This window comes from Streptomyces sp. DvalAA-14, assembly GCF_900091855.1.
Lineage (GTDB): Bacteria > Actinomycetota > Actinomycetes > Streptomycetales > Streptomycetaceae > Actinacidiphila.
The window spans coordinates 1-22,017 of the sequence record NZ_FMCH01000390.1 but is presented as its reverse complement, the minus strand read 5'-3'; the positions used below and the strand labels follow the sequence as shown (position 1 = coordinate 22,017).

Below are 22,017 nucleotides of genomic sequence, written 5' to 3'. Positions count from 1 at the left end.
CGTCAGACGACGCGGCCTGGGGGGAAAATGCGTAGTTCAGAGGAACGTAAGTACATCATCGAGCAGCAGAAGAAATTCGCTGGTCATAGCGTCCGCATCTGGGTACAAGATGGATGGCGTGATTTTGAGGTGTACCGCGTGCCAGTGGACGCGCTGCTGCTGAATGCGGATAATCGCCGCTTTCGAGCGGAGCGGATGTGGGCGGAGGAGCACCTGGGTCGACAACTCGACCCCGAAAATAACCCCGCTGACGAGATCTCCATAGCCTCACTACTCTTGGATGTCTCTCACCGGGTCGAGGGCGACCAGGTAGTAGGAAAGCCAAGCGGGAGCTACGAATCTCTCAGAAATGATTGGATTCGACGGAAGCAAGAGTCACCGCTCTGGATTCGGCCAGATGGAACGGTGCGCAATGGAAACCGTCGCCTCTCCATGGTCAAACGGCTCCAAAGAGAGATTGGTTCCACAGGCCTTGAATGGGTCCAGACCATCATCCTTCCCATCGGGGAGATCGACGAACCCTCGTTGCTTGAGATGGAGCAACGAGAGCAACTCACGGAGAATTTCAAGGTTCGTTACAACGACATTGACTACCTACTAGCTCTGCGTGAAGCTGCGGAGAATCGCGATGTCGATTGGTTCGATCGTGAAAGCATTGAGTCCGTAGCTGGCGAACTGCAGAGCATGGTCGAAAAGTCGAAAGGGGAAGTCGTACGTGACCTGTTTGCGGTCAAATATATGGATATCTTCCTTGAGGACTCAGAACAGGCCGGCCAGTACCATCGGCTTTTGAAGACACTGGAACGGTTCCGCGATATCGGCCGTATGATGATGCAGGTCGAGGAGCAGTATCCCCAGGAGGCTGCCCAGATTCTACAAACTCTATTCGCCGCGGTCCGAGCAAATAAGGGACATCTCGACATTCGCGCAATCCGAGCGATGTTCAAGTCCGATAGACCCAGATTCGATAAACTAGCTAGCACAGTGGCGGATGCCGAAGCAGGATGGGATGTCACAGCTGGCCCGTCCCTCTCTAGTCCTGGATCATCCGCGCCGATCGACACTGGTGGAGAGGAAGAAATCGAGACCGATGATGAGGGCCCTGGTCCCGATGTCGCGAACTATCCGAAGGGGGCAGTTGGCAGCGCAATCGAGCTAGCAATTGACGGTTTCTCGGCGTCGCAGCAGGACGATGTTGCTCAGGTACTCCAGGAAGTTTGCAATCGCCTGGATGTACTCACGGAGAGAGATCGCCTGAGCATCGCCTTGTCGACCGACGAAGGCTCCCTCGTGAGAGAGAAGTTGAATAAGATATTTCAGTGGGTCGAGGCCAACAGGCACTTCACAGATCGCGCCAAGTAGAGATGGAAAACCCTAAGAGGGTCACGCTAAAGTTCGTTGATGATGAACTCCTAGTTATCGGCGACGCGCTAGCAACTGACCGGCAAGCTCGACTATTTTTCCGGAGCGTTCTGGGAGCGAAGGCGATAGAGGGTGCCTATCGTTGTCAGCGCAGGCGACTTAGTGCTTCTACATTGGTTCTTAGAGTCTACGACTGGCTCCTCGCCAATGGGTGGGACGCAGAAGGCGCCGGCGAAGTTCAGACTACTGTAAGCGCGGAACTAGAGCGTCGACTTAGTTTTATAAGGACCAAAGAGGCTGCACAAAACAAAAGAGGATTCAGTCGATTTCGACTTCTCGCGGGTCGACTCCTCGCTGCAAGGCTTTGGTTGGTCGGCGGAAAGACAACTCCGACCGCATCAGCGTGCAGGCGTGGCCCACGCCCTAACAGCAATCAATGTTGGAAATTTCTCCGTTCCGGGAGCTGGAAAAACAACAACAACGCTAGCCACGGCTGTAACCCATCTGCAGTCTGGAACAGTCGATCTGGTTGTGGTGGTTGGGCCCTTGGCGTGCTTCGATCCGTGGGAAAAAGAGACACGCATTGCAGTTGGCTCCCTGATCAGAGCCAGGAGGGTCCGAGGGACAGCGCGTCAGCGGCAAACCATCTACCAACAGACGCGGACGAGGGATCTGCTGCTCCTCAGTTACCCAACCGCGGCAGCCGATCAGTTGATGTTGCTCGACCTCTTTGTCACTCACAACGTCATGCTAATTGTTGATGAGTCACACCGTGTGAAGAGATTTCGTGGGGGAGTTTGGGCGCCCGCGCTCGTCGAGCTCGCGAAGCGAGCCAAAGTGCGTATTGTTCTCTCCGGGACTCCGATGCCACAGTCAGGTCGGGATCTATATAGTCAACTAAACATTCTGTGGCCGGATGGCCAATTGACGGGAACTAGAGACGCATTTGCGGCCAGAGTCGATAATGACTTCGATAGCGTGATTCGCGAAGTCATGCCATTCGTCTCGCGTACCCCAAAGTCTGCCCTAGGCCTCCCGCCCTACTCAATTCATCATCACGTGGCTCATCTTATAGGCACACAAGCCGAGATTTATGAGTTGATTGAGAATCGGTTCCGGCAGAAGATTGCAGACGCCGCAACGTGGCGAGACAAGATTGACAGCCTCCTACGAGGACGTCCAATTCGACTTTTGCAGGCCGCTACAAATCCGTTGGTGTTCTCATCCAAGGATGCATACTTTCGACTTCCTCGAATTGAAGATGCTAGTCCAACTTTGATGGAGCGCCTTGCAAATTACGGATCGACTGGGGAGATACCAGCAAAGTCTGCTGTGGCGTTGGAGCTAATTACGTCTATCGCCCACAGAGGAGAAAAAGTTGTATGCTGGAGCAACTTTGTGGCCAACCTCGACCACTTTCGACATCTCGTCGCGGATACTTTGGGCATCCCGTGCTATCAGATTGATGGTCGAGTCCCGGCAGGTCGGGATGCCTTGCACAGCGACGCCAGGGCCGATACAGAAGCAGCTGGCGAAGGAGACACCCGGGAGTCGGTGATCGAGCGATTTCTTCAAGAGACAGGGCCTGCGGTTCTAGTAACAAATCCCGCCTCATGCTCTGAGTCAATCTCTTTGCATAGCTCATGTCATAATGCAATTTACCTTGATCGGACGTATGACTGTGCAATGTACTTGCAGTCCATCGATCGAATTCACCGTCTAGGGCTGCCAGCAGACGCCGCAGTGAATATTCACATCATTGAGGCGCTTGTAGACGGACGCGAGACGGTCGATGCTTTGGTAGAGGCTTCTTTGACCTCCAAGTCTCGCCGAATGCAGCAGCTACTCGAAGGAGCGGAGCTACTGCCCATTGATCTTTCCGAGGACCCCTCCGTAGACGCGGAGGGAAATCAGGAAGACCTGGAGTCCCTACTGCGCTACCTGTTGGGGCAGAGCAAGTGATATCGCGGGATCTTGGTAATTGGTTGACTGCCGTTCGAGTGGTCCGTCTTCCCGTGATGCTCACGACGATTCGACGTTACCCTCCACCGGGCATCGATACCCAGACGGCTCGTCGGGACCTGTGGCGGCAATGTGGCGGCCCCATCGATGACGTCCCTATCCTCCTCGACATCTTGATACACATGGGCCTTGTAGAAGCTCAAGATACCCGGCTAAAAGTCACGAAAGCTGGGGTCAAGATCGCCACGCAGGACCATCAATCGGGTGGCAAGCTGTTGGGCCTTGCGCTCATTCGTTCTGGGCTGTTCGCCGGCCAAGCTCGAAGCCTTCTTGAGGTAAGTAACATCAACCCATCTCGATCTCTGAGCTGTCCTAAGGAACTGGCACTATCAGTAGCACCCCAACTGACTGGTATCCTGAGGCGTTTCACAGGAGCCGTCGCATTGACAGACCAGTTGACGGTTGCGGCCGATCTGGTAGCCGAGATAAGTGACGTATGGTCTCTTCTTCCTCCGACTGCAGGTCCGGAGATCGACTTTAGAAAGGACATGGGAAATAGGGGTGAACTCTACAGTTATCGATATTGTCGGAGTATAGCAAGCGACGCTGCCAAGGTACGCTGGGTCGCAAGAGATGATGAGACGCTGGGATACGATATCGAGGACCTAAATCTGACACCAAAGCGATTGATCGAGGTCAAAGCTAGCGGAGAGACAGCAGTACGCTTCTTTCTAAGTCGGAATGAATGGAGAATGGCTCACCGTTTCGAGAGTGCGTATGAGATCCATTTTTGGGGCGGAGTATCCCTGAAGACGCCCGCTAAAGATGAATTTGACAAGCTGACAAAACTTGGGTACCCATTGATTTTTCGAGGGCTGGAAGGACTTTTGGCGTCGAAACACTTGACAGCCATGCCGACTCAGTACCTCGTGACACAAGCGGATGGTGACTGAGAGATCGATACAGGCGTATTTTGCACAAGTACGGCTAATCACGGCAGCCGGAGCCATCTGGCCTAGCTTGCTGGGAACTCCCCGCAGTTGGCGCAGTCAGTCAAATGCTTCGGGTGATCGCACGTCGGGCACCCTCCCAGTTCGCTGAACCAATTCCTGGTGTCTGCCACGAACCGACGATCACCTGTCCTCTCCGCGCCGGGCTGGCGGGAGCAACAAGCCCCTCTCCGGATGTGTCTCCCCGACCACTGATCCGCTGACGCCGAGGTCGTCGCGGGCGGCCTGGTGGAAGGCGTTGATGGCGCGGAAGACGGCGCGGTTGCGGTCGCGCCAGTGCTCCAGGGAGCCGGGAGTCTTGCCTGTGGCCTGCCAGTCGACTTCGAGGGCTGCCGCGTTGAGGTTGTGGCCGGCCTCCACGACATCGTCGCCGCCCAGGAGCATGACGCGCTCGAAGGCACGGCCGCGGAAGTGGGCGGCCTCGGTGAGCTGGGCACGAATCTGGGACTCGGGTTCGTCGCTGCGGCGGATGTCCTCAGTGTGCTCGTACAGTTCGACCGCGATGAAGACGCCGGCGCGAACGCGGTCGATGTAGCCCTCGTAAGCGTCCAGTTTCTTGTCGTCCCAGCGGGTCAGCAGCTCGCGGCGGATGCGCTGGCGCTCGGTCCAGTAGTTGGTGACGTAGGTGGTCAGCGCGCCCAGCAGCACGGCGACGATCGTTAAGAGCTGCTCGGAACTGTCCAAGCCATCCCCCGCCCCGTGAGCCGTAAAGACCTCTTGAGGATTTTAGGAGGAGCGGCGCGGGCTTGGGGCTCCCTTCGCCGTTCTGGCTCGTGGGAGCGGGAAGAGCGCGGTGCTACCGTGCGCGTGGCAGCCGGCGGAGAGGCGATCGGATGAGCAATCCCACTTCAGAGGCACTGGTCACCCTCGGGCGGTGGTACGTGCGCAACGCTCCGGGGACGTTGGCCAAGGCGCCCCTCGCCGACTTCCTGAACCCGCGGCTGCGGGATGAGCCCCGGCGCCGGGTCGTCGGGTCGGCCGTCGGGCCCCGGTTCGCCGTCGACACGCAAGACCTCATCCAGCGGTACGTGTACCTGTTCGGCGTGTGGGAGCCGCGGATGACGCAGTGGCTCAAGCGCCGGCTCCGACCCGGCGACACCTTCGTGGACGTCGGCGCGAACATCGGCTACTTCAGCGTGCTCGCCTCGCAGCTCGTCGGCCCCGAGGGCAAGGTCGTGGCCATCGAGGCGTCCCGGGCCTTTCAGGACCGGTTGGCGCAGAACGCCCGCCTCAACGGCTGCACCAACATCCGCGCCGTCCACACCGCTGTCTCCGACAAGCAGCAGACGCTCACCTTCATACTCGCCAGCTCGAACAACATGGGTGCGAACAGCATCGTGCCGTACGACGGCCCGGCGGAGTCCACGTTCGACATCGAGGCGTTCCCGCTCCCGGACGTCCTGGAAGAGGACGAGATCGCGAAGGCGCGAGTCATCAAGGTGGACGTCGAGGGCGCGGAGGGCAGCGCCGTACGGGGGATGGCGCCGCTGCTGGACAGGCTGCGTCCCGACGCGGAGATCACCGTGGAGGTGACGCCGGAGCGGATGGCGCAGCTCGGCGACTCCGTCGAGGAGCTGTTGGAGACCATGCGGGGCGCCGGCTTCCACGTGTACCGGCTCGCCAATGAGTACGCCCCTGCTAGCTACCCGGCCGCGCTGAGCGGCGCGTCGGCCGTGCCCGTCCGCTGGCGTGGGCCGGTCACCGGGGAGAGTGACCTCATCTTCTCGCGGATCGACGCCGAGACACTGCCCTAGCAAGTGCTCTGACCGGGAAGCTTCATCGGGTTGTAGGAGGCGGGCAACCGTCCGCAGAAATCCGTTTCGAGGGTTGCTGCGGTGCCCCTACTGTGGCGCGGTGATGACTGAGGTGATCGTTCTCAACGGTGGTTCCAGCTCGGGGAAGTCCGGGATCGCCCGGTGTCTGCAGGCGGTCCTGTCGGATCCGTGGCTGGCTCTGGGAACCGACACGCTGGTTGACGCGATGCCCGCGTCCATGCGGGCATCGGATGCGGGGATCGAGTTCGCTCCGGACGGAGAGGTGATCGTCGGGCCGGAGTTCCGGGCGCTGGAAGCGGCATGGATCGAGGGAGTTGCAACGATGGCCCGTGCGGGCGCTCGGGTCATCGTCGATGAGGTCTTCCTGGGTGGAGCGAACTCGCAGCAGCGATGGCAGAAGGCTTTGCGTGACCTGCGCGTGCTGTGGGTCGGCGTCCGGTGTGACAGTGCGGTTGCTGCGGGCCGTGAGGTCGCGCGAGGCGATCGGGTCACGGGGATGGCCGCATCCCAGGCGGATGTGGTCCACCAGGGCGTGGCCTATGACCTGGAGGTGGACACCACGCATGCCGAGTCGATGGAGTGCGCACGCGCCATTGCCGCACATCTCAGGTGATCGACGGCCCGGCCGCCGCAAGGGACGCGGGCGGCCGGGGCGTGGTGGTGGCGCTCGGGTTCAGGTGGCGTGGTGGGCGGTCCAGTCGGCGCGGGCAGCGAGGAGCCGAGGACGTATCTCGCGGTCGAGGCGGTCCGCCTTGGCGCGTAGCTTGGCGGCGATCTCGGCGAGGCCGTCCGAGTCGAGGCCGTTGATCCAGAAGTCCTCAATGGTGGCGATGTTGACGACCGGATCGGACGGCTCGGGGTCCTCGGCGTAGGGATTGCAGTCGATACTCCCCCGCAAAACCTCCGTCTCCCCCAGCCGACCGGGCACACAGCCGCACCCCGGCGATCGGACCCGCATGGTCTGGCCCTCGAAGACCGTGCAGTGGTTGACGTCCGCCAAGCGGATTGGGAGCAGGTCGAGCGATATCCCGGTCTCGCTGGGGTCGGCCACCGCCCATGCGGGGAGGTAGCCGGTCGCGGCGTACCCGGCGGTGGTGGCGATGGTCCAGGAACGGCCAGGCTGTACGGGCTCGGCAGCGGGAGCGCCAAGGGGCGAGTTCGCGCCGGGACGTGTCGTAGCGGTGCTGGTCATAGGGTGCTCGCCCCTGGCCCGGTAGCGCCGGACGGCTCACCAGCGCCGGCATCCGCGACGATCGCCCATACGAGTTTTCCGACCCCTTCATGTTCGCTCACTCCCCAGCGCGACGCGGTGAGCGCGTCGACCAGAGCAAGCCCACGCCCCGACTCCCCATCCTCCGAGAGCTTTTGGAGCAAGGGCCAGGTCTGGTTGGCGTCGTGCACCTCGATACGAACGCCGCCGTCTCCGCGCTCGTAACGCGTCTCGATCTCCCCATCCAGCGGCGAGTGCGCGTGGCGGACGGCGTTGGTGAGCAGTTCGGAGAGGACGAGTTCCGCCGTGTCCGCCATCGTGTCGAGCCCCCACGCCTCAAGCGCGCGCCGCAGCTCGTGTCGAGCCTCTCCGACGGATCGGGGACTGTGCGCCCACCTCTCCACCACCACCGGCCTCACCTGGCCGACTGGCGATGACGAGCCGCGCAACCCCCTGCTCAGAGCCACCCGCAACGTATCCCCGAGCGATTCGTGAAGCCGCTGGGCGGCGAAGCGAAGCTCCTCGGGGCTCGCGTCGGGGTTGCCCAGGACGATGGGAACGACGTCGAACACCTCTTTCGCCGAACCGAGTTGGAGTTCCTCGATCTCGTCGGCGAGACCGGCGAGGAAGCCCCCGCCGGTGCTCAAGTAGGCGGGTCGGCCCTCCGGGGAGGCCCACGGGAGGAGACGCAGCACGGAAGCGGAACCGGATTCGGGCGGCTTCAGGTCGTGCGTCGAGGGGACTTCGGTCATCACGCTTCCGCTTTCTTGTCGATCCGGGTGACGACGGCGACCTCCGCGCGGTCGCCTGGGAGTACGAGGAGTGCGTAGGCGACTATCTGGCCGTCGTCCGCGGCGATGGTGCGTTCCACGGCGAGGACGGGCGTACGGGCGCCGATGCGCAACGACTGTGCTTCCGCCGCGGTGGGGAACCGGGCGGTGACCTGGTCGGTGCTGGCCGCCGCGAGCACGCCGGCCGCGGTGAGGATGTCGTCGCCCCAGGGCGAGGCGCCGATCGGGGGAGCTTGGATCCGGGCTACGGCGTGGGGAACGTAGAGGTGCGCGAGGCTCTGCGGGGAGTCGGCGCCGTGGCTCAGGCATACGTATTCGGTGACCGCGTCGTTCGGCCGTGTTCGGAGGCGGGCGGCCAAGTCTTCAGTTGCCGCGAGGTCGGTTGAGCTGACGGTCACGTGAAGGTCTTCGGTGCCGTCGGCCCTCGGGTAGGTGAGCCGTTCGGGTGGCCGGCGGACGTAGTTGCCGCGGCCCTGGAACTTCTCGATCAGCCCTTCCGCGCGGAGCAGTTCGAGGGCGTCGCGGAGGGTCGGGGTGCTGACGCGGTAATGGGCGGCGAGTTGGGTCTCGGGGGCGAGGCGTTCGCCGACCGGGAGCGTTCCGGACGCGATGAGGCGGCGGAGGTCGTCGGCGACCTGCTGGTGGCGGGCGGTCATGAGGCATTGGCCGTCACTCGCGGCCGGACTTCGTCGCGACGCCGGGCCCATTCCTCGGCGTTGAGGACGTACGGGCGGACCAGCGGGTGATCGTCCGGCCGAAAGGGCGGCGTCGGCGGGCGCAATGGCCGTAAAGACCTGGTGGTCCCGAAGTTCATGGGCGTATCCAACGGGTCCGGTTGCGGGGGCCGTTGGCGGTGGCGTCCTGTCGTGGGGACGAGTTGCCGCGCGATCCGGCGGGCGGCTCTGCGAAAGTGGTCGAACACGGTAGTCAGCTCCTATAGCTGCTCGTGTGGCGTCTCGGCGGCCGATGTGGCCGCGGGGACGCTCTTGCGGATGGTGGCCCACAGCGAACGGCCGCGGGCCGCACTGTCGGCGAGGCCGAACCCGTCGGCGGTTTCGAGCGCCGCCAGGACCTCCGACCAGGACTCGACCGGGGAAGAGTCGGGTACCCGCGCCTCAATGGACGTGTAGTGGGCGTACTCCTTCAGCTCCGGTTCGAGTCCGACGGCGGTGAGGCGCGCCGAGATGGCGGCGATACGTCGGTCGCGCGGTGGCACAAGGCGTCCTCCGTTGCCAAGCGAGCACCCTCGGTGATGCTAGTTAACTAACTTAGAGCTAGTGGACTAGATTGTCCACATGCCTGAGCAGCCGCCGTACCTCCGCATCGCCGACGTGCTCCGCGAGCGCATCGCGCGCCAGGACTGGGCACCCGGGGACCGCCTCCCCTCCCGCGCCGAACTCGCCCAGCAGTACGGCGTCGGAGACAACGTCATCCGCCGCGCTCAGGAGCTGCTGATCTCCGTCGGCACCCTCGAAGGCCGCGCGGGCTCAGGTACGTACGTCGCCGAGCCGCGCGCACGGTTGCGGATGGTGCGGTCGATATACCGCGAACAGGTCGGCGGCTCGCCCTTTCAGGCGGACATGGCGGCGCTCGGCAAGCGAGGCACTTGGGAGAGCCGCACCGATGCGAAGGTGCCGGCGCCTGCGGACATCGCCGCCCGACTCGGCATCGGGGAGGGTGAGTTGTGTGTACGCACGGCTTACGAGTTCTTGGCCGATGGCAAGCCGGTCCAGCTCTCGACCAGCTGGGAGCCGTCTGCCCTCACGGCCGGCACCCTCATCGTCCTACCCGAGGGCGGCCCGCACGCGGGCATCGGCGTCGTCCGGCGGATGGCGGAGATCGGGGTGAGGGTCAGCCGCGCGGTGGAGCAGCCGTCACCGCGGGCGGTCACCGCCGAGGAAGCCGCGCTGCTCGGCGTCCAGAAGGGCACCTTGGCCACGCACATCGAGCGGACGTATTACAGCGAGGACGGCCGGCCGGTGGAGACGGCGGACATCGTTGTGCCCGCCTCGCTCTGCGAGATCGTCTACGAGGTGCCGGTTAGCCTCTAGGGAACGGCTCTGGCTCGTCATCGGTTTCCGGAGGCAAAGGACGCCGTCGAGGGTTAGGCGAAACCGCAATAATCCAGACAGCGACGATAGCCAGTGTCACCACACCAGGGGCGATAGCCCAGCGAGTCCCGGCGAAGGACAACCAGACAGTGGCGGCAACCGTGCCGGTCGCTGAAAGGAAGAGACTCAAACGATCACCGGGAAGCGATCGATAGATCTCGTCCATTCTCGCATCAATGACTCGGTCCACGTGTGCGAGTGAACTGTCCTGATCGGTAAAGAACGCGCTTGGATCATACAGATGCGCCGCAATCGCGCGATCGGACCAAGGATCTTCCAGCATCTCAGCCCTCCCTGAATTTGATCATGGTATCAACCCAGCTCCAAGAAGATCCGCGAGTAGTAGGAGCTGGCGGATGTCACGGTCGCTGTACTCCGGAGTCCCAGTGGACCACGATGCGCGGTCGGAGTCGACAGCCAGGACGCCCAGAGGTGTTGATCCAACTATCACCGGAACAACCGCCACAGCATCGTTTGTTGGCGTGGGTCCGCTACCAGACGCACTCGCCTTGAACGGCGACGGAGGCCCCGACCGGGTGAAAAGCCTGCCATCCTCTGCCACTCGCTTCATCATGCCGTGCCCAGGGGCTCCAGGAACAACCTCTGTCTTCGACCCGCCTGGCCATTCCGCCGCCAAAGTGAAAATTTTGGTCACCTGGTCATAACGGTAGAACATACCCCGTGATCCGGGAGAAACGCCGGCCGCAGAGACGGCAATGGACTGATCCAACCTTCCGCGCTGCATGTCGAGAGGCAGCGATGCCAATGTCATACCGGCTATTCGGGCTACATGCTTCACACTTGGGGTGAGTCCTGAAACCAGCAGCTCGTAACGAACCTCAGCGTCTCTGGCCAGCCGCTCCGTCGCATCTCGAAGCTTGTTCGCGCGATTCTTCTCGATTGCAGCGACGGCCAGGGTGATTGCCGTACTGACAATGCCCGCGATAAGCAAGGGCCAGTCGATGTTCGGGGTCTGTCCTGCCACCACCGACAAGGCGAAGGCCACACTGCCGAAGAGGATCGCTAGCACAGTCAGAGAATTCTCGATGACCTTATTCTTCTGCGCTAGTGTCATCTACCGCCCCCATATGCCCCCCAGTTAGACACATGATCGTACCGATGCGCCTGTCGTGTCGCAGCCCAAGCCGCAGACTGACTAGCGCTCAAGATCTTTCCCTAGATCCCGCAGGATCACTGTGCGGTGACCACCGCGAGGTGAGCGACCTCAGCAACCTCATCATTTGCAGGGCCGTTGGAGAGATTCCCTACAGAGGGTCAGTGCCTCTGAGAAGTGCCAGAGAGTTCACCCGGGCTTCGATGACGGCCATGCGGGCTGTGCGCTCGGCTTCGTGGGTGTGGTGTGTCTGGGCGGTGGCCTGGCCGGGCCACTTCCGGTACAGGAGTCCGTATTCGCGGGTGAAGTAGCCCTGCGCGACGGTGTTGAGGGCCAGGAGGAGGCCGGTGTCCTCGGAGGCGGGGAGGGCCATCCAGCCGCCCAAGGCGAGGAGCAGGTCGCGGCGGACGAAGAGGGTGGCCGGGTGGACCTGGGCGCGGAAGTTGTTGGCCTTCCAGAAGGCGACCACCGCTCCGCGCTCGGTCGGGCCGTCTGCCGGGTCCTGGTCGAAGCCAGCCGTCGAACCGTCCGGCAGGAGGTCCAGGACGCGGGAGGTCGTCCAGCCGAGGGCGGGGTCGGCTTCCAGGACGGCCAAGTCGCGGGCGAGGGCGCCCGGGGTCAACTGGTCATCAGCGTCGAGGACTTTGACGTACGGGCCGGAGGCGTGGGCAAGGGCCATCGTGCGGGCGACGCCAGGGCCGCCCGGTCGGCCCTGGTGGAAGGCGATCCGGGGGTCGTCAGGGACGTAGGGCGTCACCGCGTCGCTGTAGCCGTCTTCCTGGATGATCCAGTGCCATTCCCACCCGGCCGGAAGCTCCTGCGCACACAGGGACTTGTACGCGTCCGCGAGGTAGGGGGCGGCGGGTGGGTGGACGGCCGTGATGACGTCGATGCGGCGAGCCGGCACGCCGGTCACCACCTTTCCAGGTGGGTGGTGAACAGCATCTCCGTGCGGTCGCCCGGCAGGATCACTTCGGAGTGCTCGACCGGACGGTCGTCGGTGTCGTACGACGTCTTGCGGAGCACGATGACCGCGGAGCCGGCCGGCATCGCCAGCTCCTCCGCCTCCTCCGCTGTCGGCGGGCGGGCGGTGACGTATTCCTCTATGCGGTCCAACTCGATCCCGATGGTGAAGAGTTGGCTTTGCGTACCGCCTGGGTAGGGCTCCTTGGTCTCGTCCAACAGGTCCGGATTCGCGGCGACCATGTCGCGGACGAGGTAGGACCGTACGAGGGTGAAGGGTGCCGGCTCCACGCGATACCGGGTGCGGTAGTTCCGCTCCACCAGGGCCGTACCGACGGGGACACGGAAGATCTTCGCCATCTCCGGCTCCGCAGGCACCTCGTGGTAGGCCGCATGAAAGATGAGGTCGCTCAGCTCGAGGCCGGTGTCGTGCTCGGTCGCCCCCGTCTGCGCCCGCTCCGCCTCGGGATCGCGTGCACGGCCCTTTTCCCAGGCGTGCCGCAGGTTGGTGCGCAAGACGGGCGTGCGCGGCCGGCGGACGAAGTTGCCGCGGCCGTGCTGCTTCTCGATCAGCCCCTCCGCCTGCAAGAGACCCAACGCCTGACGGATTGTCGGGAGGCTCTTGGCGTACTCGTCCACGAGTGTTGTCTCGGCTGGCAGGCGGTCGCCTGGGCCCAGCTCACCTGCGCGGATGCGCTGACGTAGATCGTCAGCGATCCGTTCGTATGCCTTGGCCATGCGGCTCACCGTCCTGATCATCGGGCGGCTTCAGCATACAAGTCCTCAAGAGGTCTTGACGAGTTAGAGAGTTGGGCCTCATAGTGTCGCTCCTCCTAAAGTCAAGCGTCGGGCTCGGAAAGCCACTCGTTCGGTACCGATACCGCCCGTACTCGTGAGCTGGCTCCGCCAGCACAAGAAGACGTACGGCATGGCACCGGACGGTCGCCTCTTCCGCTCGGCCGGCGGAGGCCGCGTCCGCTCTACCGAGTACACCGACATCTGGAAGGCGGCCAGGCAGAAGGCCCTCTCACCCGAGAACGCGGCAACGGCTATCGCCGACGTGCCGTACTCCCTCCGTCACGCCAGCGTCTCCCTCTGGCTCAGCTCCGGAGTCGAGGCGACCGAGGCCGCCCGCCGGGCCGGCCATAGCGTCGCCGTCCTGTACCGCTTCTACGCAAAGGTCATCAACGGCCGCCAGTAGCAGGACAACGAACGCATCGCGCGGGTACTCGCAGAAGGGGCAGGCTGATCAGCAGCCCTCGGTCCGGGTCGCCGGACGCCGACCGGGACTCCGTGAGCAGAGGTGGTCACACAGCCCCAAAGGCACTACGTACGCAATGCTTCAAAGGGGATACGGCAAAAATACCTTCGATTCGAAGGTAATGCGCTAAGCTTTTTATGTGCGGGCCCGGGGCTTCCGGGTAACGGATCGTGCGCTGTCCCCGGCGGCCCTCCAGTCAGGCGCAACAGATGAGCGAGAGCCAAGAGTTCAAGCTGCTGGTCCCACAATGGCTGAGACGATCGCTGATCGGCGGCGGAGCCATTACCACGACCAGCGCCGTGGCCATCACCTCAGGCCGGCTGCACGACCACACCATGGCGTGGGCACTGGTAGTTCTTGTCCTCATCAGCCGCTGCCATAGCATCGGTGCCCTGCTTGTGAGGCGCAGTACGCATGAGGGCGTCACGAGTCACACCCGAACGGACGGGGACCCACCCGCATCCATATCGGCGACAACCGAAGCCGCCGAAGGGCGACATAGGCGTCTTTGACGGCAAGCGCCGGAGGAAAATCCGGTCCACGCCTGGTCCACCCAGGCTGGTCGACAGCGGGATACGTGCGGCAGGAGGCGAGGCAGCCGCAGCACAGAGGGGGTGCCCCGAACTTCGGGGCGCCCCCTCTGACGTGCGACTACGCCGACCTCGGCGGAGGCTGTGGGATTTGAACCCACGGTGACATCGCTGCCACGACGGTTTTCAAGACCGTTCCCTTAGGCCGCTCGGGCAAGCCTCCCCGCGGGGCTTTCCGGGTTCCCGGGGAGGGATGGGGAGAGCCGCGCGGGGGTAGTTTAACGGGTTAGTTGTCGGAGTCGCCGGTGCGGCTGCCGAGGGTGACGGTGGCGGTGTGGGTGGAGCCGTCGCGGGTGTAGGTGAGGGTGACCTTGTCGCCGGGCTGGTGCTGCCAGATCTCGCCGATCAGGGTCTGGCCGCTGTCGATCAGGGTGTCGTCGAACTTGGTGATGACGTCACCCGGCTTGAGGCCGGCCTGGGCGCCGGGGCCGCCCGCGGTGATGGCGCTGCTGGTGTCGGTGGAGATCTTGGCGCCGTCGCCCTCGAAGCTGGTGTCGAGGCTGACGCCGATGACGGGATAGACCGGCTGACCGGTCTTGATGAGCTGGTCGGCCACCCGCCTGGCCTGGTTGATCGGGATGGCGAAGCCGAGGCCGACGCTGCCGCCCTGGGTGCCGGGCTCGCTGGTGCCGCCGGGCTGGATCGCGGAGTCGATGCCGATCACGGCGCCGTTGGCGTTGAGCAGGGGGCCGCCGGAGTTGCCCGGGTTGATCGACGCGTCCGTCTGGATGGCGCTCATGTAGGAGGCCGCGGAGCCCTCGCCGTCGCTGGAGGCCACCGGGCGGTGGACCGCACTGACGATGCCGGTGGTGACGGTGCCGGACAGGCCGAAGGGGGCGCCGATGGCGATGGTGGCGTCGCCGACCGCGGCGTTGTCGGAGTTGCCGAGCGGCAGCGGGGTGAGCTTGACGCTGCCGGGGTTCTTCAGCTTGATGACCGCGACGTCGTACCCCTGGGCGCGGCCGATGACGTCGGCGTCGAAGGTCTTGCCGTTGGAGAAGGTGACGGTGAGCTTGCCGCCGTTGGCGGCCGGGGCGACCACGTGGTTGTTGGTGAGGATGTGGCCCTGGGTGTCGAACACGAAGCCGGTGCCGGTGCCGCTCTCCTGGCTGCCGCTGGCCTTGATGGTGACGACGCTGGGCAGCGCCTTGCTGGCGATGCCCGCCACCGAGGTGGGCGCGCGGTTGAGGGCCGCGGCGTCCTTGGGGGCGGAGACGGTGGTGGAGCCGGAGTTGTCGTTGTTCTTCGCGGCGTTGTAGCCGACAGCGCCGCCGACGCCGCCCGCGACCAGTGCGGCCACCGCGGCCGCGACGATCACCAGGCCGGCGCCGCGCCTTCTGCGCCCGCCCTCCGGGGGAATCGTGCCGGGGTACTGCGCGCCCCAGCCCGTGCCGCCGGAATCCGCGCCCGAGCCGGTGCCGCCGCCGAAGGTGCCGCCGGTCTGGGTGGGCGGCAGGGCGTAGGACGGGGTGGCGGGCACCGCGAACGGGTCCGCGGGCGGGGTCACACCCTGGCCCGGGTAGCCCGAGTCGCCCGGCCGGCCGGCGTCACCGGGCTGGCCCGGGCTCACTGCCTCCGAGCCGTACGCGGGCCGCGGCGCGTCGATAAGGGGACGGGGCCGCGGTCGGCGGCTCGTACGGCGACGGCGGCGGCTTCGGGGGCTCGTACGCGGATGCCGGACGCGGCGGCTCGTACGGCGACGGTGACGGCGCGGGCGCGGACTGCGGGGCTCCGTAGGCCGGCGGCGTCAGCCCGCTCGGCGGCGCGCCGTAGGGGCTCGGCGGCCCGACCGGCGGCGGCGCCTGCAGGGGAGGGGGCGACGACGTGACGGGCTCGGCGGCGTACGGCGGCTGCGTCGGAAGCGCCTCGGTCCGCGACTCCCCGGAAGGCGAAGCCGAACCGGCGGCCGCGCCGCCCCCCGGCACCTCGTCCTCGACCGGGCGCGCGGGCACCGCCGGCGGCGCCGCAGGCGGAGCGGGGACCTCGGAAGACGGCGAAGGAGAAGGGGGGGACGAGGGGGAAGCGGAAGACGCGGGGGCCGCCGAGGCACCGTCGGGCGCGGCACCCTCGTGTGCGCCCGCCGCCGACTCCGCAGCCGGCAGGGACGACCCGGCTTCGTTCTCGGTGCTCACAGCGATTCTCCTCAGGGTCAGGACAAAGCATTCGACTGAGCACAGCATTTCCCACGGCCTGTCGGACCGCCGTAAGGGGTAGCTGTGCGACGCCCGTGTCACGAACCGGCCGAGTTCAGGGCCCTCGACCGCCGTTACCGGACCGGCCCGGGAACCAGCCGCCGGACCGGTTCACGGACCCGACCGGCGGACCGGTTCACGGACCGGCCCGCGGACCGGATCACGGACCGGCCCGCGGACCCGTCCGGCAACCGCTCCGCGAAGGAGTTCACGAATCGGTTGAGGTACCGGACCGGCTCGCGGTGGCACCATTGCCCGGTGACGTTTGCGCGCGCCGCCCCCGATGCGTACCCCACGGGACGACCGGTCCAGGTCGTGGCCCACCGGGGCGCTTCCGAGGACGTACCAGAACATACGCTCGCCGCCTATCGGAAAGCCATCGAGGACGGCGCCGACGCGCTCGAGTGCGATGTTCGGCTCACCGCGGACGGCCATCTGGTGTGCGTGCACGACTGGCGGGTGAACCGGACGTCCAACGGGCGCGGCGCCGTGTCCTCGCTGGAGCTCGCCGACCTGGCCGCGCTGGACTTCGGCTCCTGGCGGGGCCAGCACGCCGACCCCGAGACGCCGGAACGGGACCTGCTGTCCGCGGAGACGCGCATCCCGCTGATCGCGGAAACGGCGACCACGGCGGAATCGGCGGACACCGAGGACGAGGACGAGCGCAGCCGGGTCCTCACCCTGCGGCGGCTGCTGGAACTGCTCGCCGACACCGACCGCCGGGTGGAACTGGCCATCGAGACCAAGCACCCGACGCGCTGGGCCGGTCAGGTGGAGGAACGGCTGCTGGAGCTGCTGCGCCGCTTCGGCCTGGATCGCGCGGCCGGCGGTGAGCCCTCCCGGGTCCGGGTGATGAGCTTCTCCTCGCGCTCGCTGCGCCGGGTCCGGCTGGCCGCGCCCGACCTGCCGACCGTCTTCCTGATGCAGTACGTGTCGCCGCGCCACCGCGACGGACGGCTGCCGGCGGGCGTCGGGATCGCCGGACCGAGCATGCGCATCGTGCGGGCCAACCCGGCTTACGTGGCCCGTCTGCACCAGGCCGGGCACCCGGTCCATGTCTGGACGGTGGACGATCCGGCGGACGTGGAGCTGTGCGTACGGCTCGGGGTCGACGCGATCATCACCAACCGGCCCAAGCAGGTGCTGGCCCAACTGGGACGCGGACCGGGCGGCGCCCCGCGGGTCCGCTGAACCCCGGCTGAGCCCGGGCCCGCCGAACCGTCCGCCCCGCCGAACAAAGGCGTCCCCCACGGACTTTTCTGTTCCTCCGCCGGTACCAACGGGGCGCACCCCGGCGCATCCGTGACCGGCTTACCGGCCCCTTCGCGCCGGATCGTGCCCGTGGCATGCGCATTTCACGTACGCGCGTACGGAGTGCGTCAATAGATCGTGGTTGGCCTGTTTCCGGCCGAGTCGCAGAGGGCATTGACCTTGTGGCGTGGGGTGAAGGAGGTCTCCGGGGGTGGCGTTGATGGTGGCGCAAGAGGTGCCGACGTCCACGACCATGGCTCTACCCCATGGTCCGGCGGGCGTCGCGGAAGCACGCAGAAAACTGCGCAGGGATCTGCGCGCGCAGGACGTCCCCGAATCGGTGATGGACGACGCCGTTCTCATTGTTTCCGAGTTGCTCAGCAATTCGTGTCGGCACGCCCGCCCGCTGGGGGCCGGTGACGATCCGGATTACGGTGGCGGCCCCGCGGATTATCGCGACCGCGCCCGCGCCGGGGATTCCGGCCGACCGGGGATACGGGCGTCCTGGTCGGTCGGCGACGACGGACTGCTGGTCCTGGAGGTCACCGACGGCGGCGGACCCACCCGGCCGCGGCCGGCCAGCCCCTCGCTGACCGCGCACGGCGGACGCGGGCTCGGCATCGTCGGCAATCTGGCGCTGCGCTGGGGTGTACGCGACGCCCCCGGCGAGGTGACGGTGTGGGCACTGCTCCCGGTCCGGGGACGGCACGCCCGGCGGGACGAGTCGACCGGGACGGGCATAGGCCTGCCCATGGGCGTACCGCTCGAACTCCCGCTGGACCTGGCGGAGTCCCTGGACGACTTGGGCTGAGGCAGGCCGGACCGCCCCGCCCGTCGTGGTCCGGCGTCGTGCCCGCCTGCCGTAGGCTCGCGGCCGGAACACCGCCGGAACGGGAGAGACCGAGCCATGGCCAAGAAGCGCGTGACCGCCACCAAGAGCAAGGGCCCCAGGGCCGCATCGGACGCAGCCGTTCCGGTTGTCGGCGCGCGCGAGCCCTGCCCGTGCGGCTCCGGCCGCCGGTACAAGGCGTGCCACGGCCGCGAGGCGGCGCACGCCGTCACCGAGCTGGTCCGCCGCCCCTTCGAGGGCCTGCCCGGTGAGTGCGACTGGGTCGCCCTGCGCGAGCTCGTCCCGGCCGCGACGGTGCCGCTCACGCTGAAGGACGGCCTGCCCGACGGGGTGTCGTCGGTGACGCTCGGCACCGTGCTCCCGATGGCTTGGCCGGGGCTGCGCCGCGACACCGGCGCCGTCCTGCTGGGCCTGCAGAACGAGGCGGCTTCCGGCGATGTCAGCCGCGACCTGGCGGACACGTTGCAGCGCGCGCTGGTCGCGGTGCCCGGCAGCCCGGTGGAGAGCCGGCGCCCCGCGGCGGACGGCCCGCGGCTGCAGGACCTGCTGGACCTGACCGCGCCCTTCGTCCCCGAGGTGCACACAGGGTTCGAGTTCTGGCTGGAGGACGCCGACGCGGCGACCGGCGAGGTGGCCGCGTCGCTGGAGCAGGCGAACCAGGCGGCGATCCCGACCGTCCGGCTGACGGGCGTGGACGCGGCGTACTGGTGCGAGACGCCCGAGAAGAACCACCTGCGGTGGGTCATGCCGCAGCCGGAGGAGGCGCTGCTGGACGCGCTGGCCCGGCTGCACACGGCGGGCGCGTCCTCGCTGGGCGACGGTACGCGGCTGGTCGGTTCGTTCCGCGCGCACGGGCTGATGGTGCCGGTGTGGGACCTGCCCGTCGGCATGAGCGCGGACGAGGTGGAAAAGCCGGCCACCGCCTTCGGTGAGCGGCTGGCCGAGACGCTGTCCCGCACCGGGCCGCTGACCGCGGAGGAGCGCAAGGCACGCAGCGGCTTCACGAACCGGCAGATCACCCTAAGCTGAGGCGCCCATCCGGCCCCGCAGCAGCGCACCGATACATCCCCGGACCACCGCGTCCCCGCGGCATCGGCACCGCTCCGGCTCGATGCCCCGGCCCGGGACTCCGGCCCGGGACCCCGGCCCGTGGATTCAGCCCGGCCCAGCGGCCGGGCCCCGCGGCCCGGCCCCGCCCCGGCCGACCTGCGACACGCCCCCGGCCCCAGCCGTCGCGCCCAACCCGCCCTGGTGGCACCCCCGGACAGGGGTGCCACCTGAGCGGTCGCTCAGTGATCCCGATCACAACTCCCCAGAAACCCCAGGGGAATCAGTAGGCCCACGGATGAGTGAATTTGCGATCGGACGAAGTCTTGTTACCGTTTAAACAGTCCGGTCGCTGGTGCATCCCCCGTCGCCAGCGGCCGGGCCTTTTTCATGCCCGGGACGGCTCGCCGGGGCCCTAGGTGCGACCGCGGACCGCCGCGAGCGGCCTGCGCCCGCCGCCGGTCAGTCGGCCGACGAACCCGCCGCCGTACGCCCCAGCTGCCGGTATTCCGCGCTGTGTCCGGCCCGCCCCTGATGGCCGTCCCGATGCGCGGTGGCCACGGCCAACGGGAGGACGAGCGCCAGTGCGGCGACGCTCGCCACCGCGACCCGGCGCAGCCCCTCCGCTCGCACCCGGGCCTGGTCGTCGGACGGCTGATGCGACTTCACTGCCCCACCTCAGTTCGAAGGTTGCTCGGAAGGCTGCGACTACGTCGAACATAGCGTCGCAGAAGGGGGCGTTCCGGCAACGCGACCGGCTCGCCCCCGAACCTGTACATCCACCTATATGACCATCTGACTATCCGTACATCAATCTGTACGACCCTTGGACGACCCGATCGACCGATCACCCGAATGTCGCCCCGCGTCATGCCGCGTCATACGGCGTCGCGCCGGATCACGCACATCGGATCGGATCGGCGCCGAGCCGGCCCGGGCCCGGCCTCAGTACGTGAGCCGGTCCCCGTCCGGCGCCGTCCGCCCGGCCCGTACCAGCGCGTCCACCAGCGTGCCGATCCCGGGCAGCCAGGGCGAGCCCTCGCCGGCACCGGCCACCGGTTCCCGTACCCACCGCGGCTGACCCGCGCCCGAGCCGCCGGCCGCGGGCAGCGGCACATAACCGCCGTCACCGTGGTAGCGCAGGGACGTCGGCACCCAGTCCTGGCTGTCCAGGAGTTCGCCGAGTTCGGCGAGGGAGTACGGGGCCACCAGGAACACATAACGGGTGGGGGTGGCGATCACCGGTCCGAGCCGGACGCCGAGCTTCTCCATCGCGGTCACCGCGAGTTCGCCGGCCCGCGCGGGCAGGCTCGCCGCGGAGACCTGCTCGCCGGTGGCCAGAATCACCGGCGCTTCCGGCCGGCTGTTCCACCACCAGCGGACCATCCGGGGGTCGTGCGTGGCGGCGAGCAGTCCCGGGTCGAGCGGGTGAGCGCCGGGCACCGGGCAGTTGGGCCGCGGGCAGGCGCACGTCTGTTCACCGGCGGCACGCCAGGTGCCGCGCCGGTCGTACCCCACGCCCGGCACCACGCGCCATTTCCACTGCTCGGCGTAGGTGAGCACCGCGTTGAGCAACGCGGTCCGCCCCTTTCGCTGGAGTGAGACCTTGCGTCGCCTTCCGAGGATCTCGCGCATCAGCGCTCGTTCCTTTCCGTTAACGCCCATGGATCTGCCCATTACACAACGTAACTGTCGAGCACACCGCATACGAGGCAGCGCATCACGCCGCCAGCCGAGCGTGGAACATGGCGGAGGGTGGCGTGCGCTTGGCGCTTCTTGCTCTCGGCGCCCTGAGCGGACCACCGTTCGTGGCCCCTCGTCGGGCGCAGCAACCCCATTCGCCACTCGGGGTCGGGTCGGCCGTCAACTGTTCACGTACTACGACGCTTGAGCCGGACTTCGGGTTCCTACCCACCACCCGCGATATGACGCGCTGTTGGCTGGGATCAGTCGACAGCGCGCATGAAGCGGGGGTGGTCATTTCCGGCCAACGTATGAGTCAACCTACGGTGACCGACCGGGCCTCCGCAAGGTTCAGGTGCGGCTCCGACACCTTTCCTCTTACCACGACAATCCTGGACATGCCCGTAATTGTGCGTGTAGAAGTGGGTTCCTTGGTAGCGGCGCAGCACGACATGGGGGTTTGCGATGCTATTCATGCACATGCTCCGCGCATTGCGGACGAAAAACGCTGATTGCCCCGCCCGTCGGCCGCCGACCGGAAGTCCTCGGCCATGAGCCCGGCCCACGTGCGAAAAGTGGCCGGAACCGAGCCACCGGCTTCCGGGGCGGCGCAGACTGTCGCCGGTCCGGTCGCCCCGGTGGGTCCGGCGGCGACCGCCTCAGCCGTGCCCACCGCGCCCCCCGCCGCTGCCGCTGCCGCGCCGAGAACCCCGGGCCCGGCCGCCCCGAACGGACCGCCTCCCACCGTGCCCGGTGGGCCCGGCGGGCTTGCGCCGCGCGGCACCGCGGACCACGGTCTGGCCGTGCAGGACCGGCTCGCCGCTTGGGTCTGCGATCTGTCCCTG

22 protein-coding genes, 1 tRNA gene and 1 pseudogene are annotated in these 22,017 nt (G+C 66.5%); 11 read left to right on the top strand and 13 right to left on the bottom strand.

Annotated elements, in window-relative coordinates; all coding sequences use genetic code 11:
• The first annotated feature begins 27 nt into the window (after positions 1 to 27).
• From GA0115240_RS20720 to GA0115240_RS20710, 4 genes and pseudogenes are all read left to right on the top strand, one after another.
• Positions 28 to 1,362 carry a hypothetical protein gene (locus GA0115240_RS20720; protein WP_141708908.1) on the top strand — a complete coding sequence of 445 codons (1,335 nt, stop codon included), beginning with the start codon at positions 28 to 30 and terminating at the stop codon, positions 1,360 to 1,362.
• A 411-nt stretch (positions 1,363 to 1,773) separates the two neighbouring features.
• Positions 1,774 to 2,490, top strand: a pseudogene (locus tag GA0115240_RS39330) (SNF2-related protein); the annotation flags it as partial.
• A 558-nt stretch (positions 2,491 to 3,048) separates the two neighbouring features.
• Entirely contained in the window at positions 3,049 to 3,324 is a 276-nt protein-coding gene (locus GA0115240_RS38415) for a hypothetical protein (protein WP_237555055.1), read from the top strand.
• A gap of 182 nt (positions 3,325 to 3,506) precedes the next feature.
• Positions 3,507 to 4,277 (top strand): DUF3883 domain-containing protein, encoded by a 771-nt coding sequence (locus tag GA0115240_RS20710; RefSeq protein WP_161302331.1) that lies wholly within the window; start codon positions 3,507 to 3,509, stop codon positions 4,275 to 4,277.
• Positions 4,278 to 4,457: 180 nt separating this feature from the next.
• Here the strand turns inward: GA0115240_RS20710 and GA0115240_RS20705 are convergent, their stop codons facing one another.
• Entirely contained in the window at positions 4,458 to 5,018 is a 561-nt protein-coding gene (locus GA0115240_RS20705; protein ID WP_093738372.1) for a hypothetical protein, read from the bottom strand.
• A 149-nt stretch (positions 5,019 to 5,167) separates the two neighbouring features.
• Here GA0115240_RS20705 and GA0115240_RS20700 point away from each other — a divergent pair, with 149 nt between their 5' ends.
• The gene (locus GA0115240_RS20700; protein WP_093738370.1) at positions 5,168 to 6,088 is read left to right on the top strand and encodes an FkbM family methyltransferase; all 921 of its coding nucleotides are present in this window, start codon (positions 5,168 to 5,170) and stop codon (positions 6,086 to 6,088) included.
• A gap of 103 nt (positions 6,089 to 6,191) precedes the next feature.
• Positions 6,192 to 6,722: a chloramphenicol phosphotransferase CPT gene (gene cpt / locus GA0115240_RS20695; RefSeq protein WP_093738402.1), complete on the top strand. Its 531-nt coding sequence runs from the start codon at positions 6,192 to 6,194 to the stop codon at positions 6,720 to 6,722.
• A 60-nt stretch (positions 6,723 to 6,782) separates the two neighbouring features.
• On the opposite strand, the gene GA0115240_RS20690 is transcribed toward cpt, so the two are convergent.
• The 4 genes from GA0115240_RS20690 to GA0115240_RS20670 all read right to left on the bottom strand — a co-directional run bounded on the left by GA0115240_RS20690 (position 6,783) and on the right by GA0115240_RS20670 (position 9,326).
• On the bottom strand, positions 6,783 to 7,301 hold the full coding sequence (locus GA0115240_RS20690; protein ID WP_093738368.1) for a DUF6907 domain-containing protein: 519 nt from the start codon (positions 7,299 to 7,301) through the stop codon (positions 6,783 to 6,785).
• Positions 7,298 to 8,071: an ATP-binding protein gene (locus tag GA0115240_RS38410; RefSeq protein WP_237555061.1), complete on the bottom strand. Its 774-nt coding sequence runs from the start codon at positions 8,069 to 8,071 to the stop codon at positions 7,298 to 7,300. Before GA0115240_RS38410 ends, GA0115240_RS20690 begins: the two co-directional genes overlap by 4 nt.
• Positions 8,071 to 8,766: a GntR family transcriptional regulator gene (locus tag GA0115240_RS20675; RefSeq protein ID WP_161302329.1), complete on the bottom strand. Its 696-nt coding sequence runs from the start codon at positions 8,764 to 8,766 to the stop codon at positions 8,071 to 8,073. The genes GA0115240_RS38410 and GA0115240_RS20675 overlap by 1 nt, the downstream gene beginning before the upstream one ends.
• A 278-nt stretch (positions 8,767 to 9,044) precedes the next feature.
• Positions 9,045 to 9,326 carry a hypothetical protein gene (locus GA0115240_RS20670; RefSeq protein ID WP_093738364.1) on the bottom strand — a complete coding sequence of 94 codons (282 nt, stop codon included), beginning with the start codon at positions 9,324 to 9,326 and terminating at the stop codon, positions 9,045 to 9,047.
• 79 nt (positions 9,327 to 9,405) lie between these two features.
• Between GA0115240_RS20670 and GA0115240_RS20665 the strand changes: the two genes are divergently transcribed.
• On the top strand, positions 9,406 to 10,161 hold the full coding sequence (locus tag GA0115240_RS20665; RefSeq protein ID WP_093738362.1) for a GntR family transcriptional regulator: 756 nt from the start codon (positions 9,406 to 9,408) through the stop codon (positions 10,159 to 10,161).
• Here the strand turns inward: GA0115240_RS20665 and GA0115240_RS36255 are convergent.
• From GA0115240_RS36255 to GA0115240_RS20650, 4 genes are all read right to left on the bottom strand, one after another.
• Positions 10,151 to 10,504, bottom strand: a complete 354-nt coding sequence (locus GA0115240_RS36255) for a hypothetical protein (protein ID WP_141708906.1) — start codon at positions 10,502 to 10,504, stop codon at positions 10,151 to 10,153. The two genes, GA0115240_RS20665 and GA0115240_RS36255, sit on opposite strands and share 11 nt — an antisense overlap.
• A gap of 21 nt (positions 10,505 to 10,525) precedes the next feature.
• Positions 10,526 to 11,296 (bottom strand): GAF domain-containing protein, encoded by a 771-nt coding sequence (locus GA0115240_RS20660; RefSeq protein WP_093738360.1) that lies wholly within the window; start codon positions 11,294 to 11,296, stop codon positions 10,526 to 10,528.
• 190 nt (positions 11,297 to 11,486) lie between these two features.
• Positions 11,487 to 12,242 (bottom strand): glycosyltransferase family 2 protein, encoded by a 756-nt coding sequence (locus GA0115240_RS20655; RefSeq protein WP_370673353.1) that lies wholly within the window; start codon positions 12,240 to 12,242, stop codon positions 11,487 to 11,489.
• 5 nt (positions 12,243 to 12,247) lie between these two features.
• Positions 12,248 to 13,036 (bottom strand): GntR family transcriptional regulator, encoded by a 789-nt coding sequence (locus tag GA0115240_RS20650; protein WP_093738396.1) that lies wholly within the window; start codon positions 13,034 to 13,036, stop codon positions 12,248 to 12,250.
• Positions 13,037 to 13,190: 154 nt separating this feature from the next.
• On the opposite strand from GA0115240_RS20650, the gene GA0115240_RS20645 reads away from it, so the two are divergent.
• Positions 13,191 to 13,499 carry a hypothetical protein gene (locus GA0115240_RS20645; protein WP_093738358.1) on the top strand — a complete coding sequence of 103 codons (309 nt, stop codon included), beginning with the start codon at positions 13,191 to 13,193 and terminating at the stop codon, positions 13,497 to 13,499.
• Between the two features lie 726 nt (positions 13,500 to 14,225).
• Here the strand turns inward: GA0115240_RS20645 and GA0115240_RS20640 are convergent.
• A tRNA-Ser gene (locus GA0115240_RS20640) sits at positions 14,226 to 14,312 on the bottom strand.
• 63 nt (positions 14,313 to 14,375) lie between these two features.
• On the bottom strand, positions 14,376 to 15,656 hold the full coding sequence (locus tag GA0115240_RS20635) for a S1C family serine protease (protein WP_256069904.1): 1,281 nt from the start codon (positions 15,654 to 15,656) through the stop codon (positions 14,376 to 14,378).
• Between the two features lie 943 nt (positions 15,657 to 16,599).
• Here GA0115240_RS20635 and GA0115240_RS20630 point away from each other — a divergent pair.
• The 3 genes from GA0115240_RS20630 to GA0115240_RS20620 all read left to right on the top strand — a co-directional run bounded on the left by GA0115240_RS20630 (position 16,600) and on the right by GA0115240_RS20620 (position 19,471).
• Positions 16,600 to 17,532, top strand: a complete 933-nt coding sequence (locus GA0115240_RS20630) for a glycerophosphodiester phosphodiesterase family protein (RefSeq protein ID WP_093738394.1) — start codon at positions 16,600 to 16,602, stop codon at positions 17,530 to 17,532.
• 280 nt (positions 17,533 to 17,812) lie between these two features.
• Positions 17,813 to 18,403: an ATP-binding protein gene (locus GA0115240_RS20625; RefSeq protein WP_093738354.1), complete on the top strand. Its 591-nt coding sequence runs from the start codon at positions 17,813 to 17,815 to the stop codon at positions 18,401 to 18,403.
• A gap of 96 nt (positions 18,404 to 18,499) precedes the next feature.
• Positions 18,500 to 19,471 carry a DUF5926 family protein gene (locus tag GA0115240_RS20620; RefSeq protein ID WP_093738352.1) on the top strand — a complete coding sequence of 324 codons (972 nt, stop codon included), beginning with the start codon at positions 18,500 to 18,502 and terminating at the stop codon, positions 19,469 to 19,471.
• Between the two features lie 480 nt (positions 19,472 to 19,951).
• Here the strand turns inward: GA0115240_RS20620 and GA0115240_RS20615 are convergent, their stop codons facing one another.
• Both GA0115240_RS20615 and GA0115240_RS20610 read right to left on the bottom strand, forming a co-directional pair.
• A complete protein-coding gene (locus GA0115240_RS20615; RefSeq protein ID WP_093738350.1) occupies positions 19,952 to 20,158 on the bottom strand; it encodes a hypothetical protein in 207 nt (68 codons plus the stop codon).
• Positions 20,159 to 20,434: 276 nt separating this feature from the next.
• Entirely contained in the window at positions 20,435 to 21,124 is a 690-nt protein-coding gene (locus GA0115240_RS20610) for a bifunctional DNA primase/polymerase (protein ID WP_093738348.1), read from the bottom strand.
• Between the last annotated feature and the right edge of the window lie 893 nt (positions 21,125 to 22,017).

Coding starts and splice junctions, on each gene's coding strand:
- GA0115240_RS20720 (WP_141708908.1), top strand. CDS start 28: ATGCGTAGTTCAGAGGAACGTAAGTACATCATCGAGCAGCAGAAGAAA.
- GA0115240_RS38415 (WP_237555055.1), top strand. CDS start 3,049: ATGTACTTGCAGTCCATCGATCGAATTCACCGTCTAGGGCTGCCAGCA.
- GA0115240_RS20710 (WP_161302331.1), top strand. CDS start 3,507: ATGGGCCTTGTAGAAGCTCAAGATACCCGGCTAAAAGTCACGAAAGCT.
- GA0115240_RS20700 (WP_093738370.1), top strand. CDS start 5,168: ATGAGCAATCCCACTTCAGAGGCACTGGTCACCCTCGGGCGGTGGTAC.
- cpt (WP_093738402.1), top strand. CDS start 6,192: ATGACTGAGGTGATCGTTCTCAACGGTGGTTCCAGCTCGGGGAAGTCC.
- GA0115240_RS20690 (WP_093738368.1), bottom strand. CDS start 7,301: ATGACCAGCACCGCTACGACACGTCCCGGCGCGAACTCGCCCCTTGGC.
- GA0115240_RS38410 (WP_237555061.1), bottom strand. CDS start 8,071: ATGACCGAAGTCCCCTCGACGCACGACCTGAAGCCGCCCGAATCCGGT.
- GA0115240_RS20675 (WP_161302329.1), bottom strand. CDS start 8,766: ATGACCGCCCGCCACCAGCAGGTCGCCGACGACCTCCGCCGCCTCATC.
- GA0115240_RS20665 (WP_093738362.1), top strand. CDS start 9,406: ATGCCTGAGCAGCCGCCGTACCTCCGCATCGCCGACGTGCTCCGCGAG.
- GA0115240_RS36255 (WP_141708906.1), bottom strand. CDS start 10,504: ATGCTGGAAGATCCTTGGTCCGATCGCGCGATTGCGGCGCATCTGTAT.
- GA0115240_RS20660 (WP_093738360.1), bottom strand. CDS start 11,296: ATGACACTAGCGCAGAAGAATAAGGTCATCGAGAATTCTCTGACTGTG.
- GA0115240_RS20650 (WP_093738396.1), bottom strand. CDS start 13,036: ATGGCCAAGGCATACGAACGGATCGCTGACGATCTACGTCAGCGCATC.
- GA0115240_RS20625 (WP_093738354.1), top strand. CDS start 17,813: ATGGTGGCGCAAGAGGTGCCGACGTCCACGACCATGGCTCTACCCCAT.
- GA0115240_RS20620 (WP_093738352.1), top strand. CDS start 18,500: ATGGCCAAGAAGCGCGTGACCGCCACCAAGAGCAAGGGCCCCAGGGCC.
- GA0115240_RS20610 (WP_093738348.1), bottom strand. CDS start 21,124: ATGCGCGAGATCCTCGGAAGGCGACGCAAGGTCTCACTCCAGCGAAAG.